Raw genomic sequence first — 512 nt, 5'->3', positions numbered from 1 at the left:
CATGAATATCGACTGGGAGAAGCTCCGCCACAAGTAACGGAGCTAACAGGAGACCAGCAGATCATTTTGGAGGTATTGGGTGAGCGCTATCGGCAAATTTATTCCTAAATCAGGTGCGGAATGTCGGCTAAATAGGCTGATTCAAGGCATTTACGGGAGAAAAGATCGGCTCAAACTGAAAAAATGAAATGACTGAGTCAGCCGAGAAGAATTTCCCCGCTTATTCGCACCTTCCCTAGTTATCACCTGACACCGGCCTCAGACCGGTGTCTTGTTTACGCTACTTTAGTGCGCACTTCCTTCGGTATCAATTTCAGACCCTTCTTGAACATGCTGTAGGGGGTTTGACCCTCCATCATCCTGCCCTGATGTGGCCGCTGGGTGTTGTAGCCGTCATTCCGCACCTGATTTTGCTATTTTCAGTGCTTGACGGCGATCGGCAGTTCTGATCTATTACTCTCTTTTGCAGGTAGATCATCATGGCCGCACCCGCTATCTCGATCCGTAACCTC

At 49.0% G+C, this 512-nt stretch carries 1 pseudogene; it reads right to left on the bottom strand.

The annotated features are described in order from the left end of the window. Positions 1-275 precede the first annotated feature (275 nt). A pseudogene (locus C3418_RS24000) lies at positions 276-389 on the bottom strand (IS481 family transposase); the annotation flags it as partial. Positions 390-512 lie beyond the last annotated feature (123 nt).

The organism is Aeromonas sp. ASNIH8, from assembly GCF_002919855.1.
Lineage (GTDB): Bacteria > Pseudomonadota > Gammaproteobacteria > Enterobacterales > Aeromonadaceae > Aeromonas > Aeromonas caviae.
This window is presented reverse-complemented; position numbering and strand designations above follow the sequence as displayed.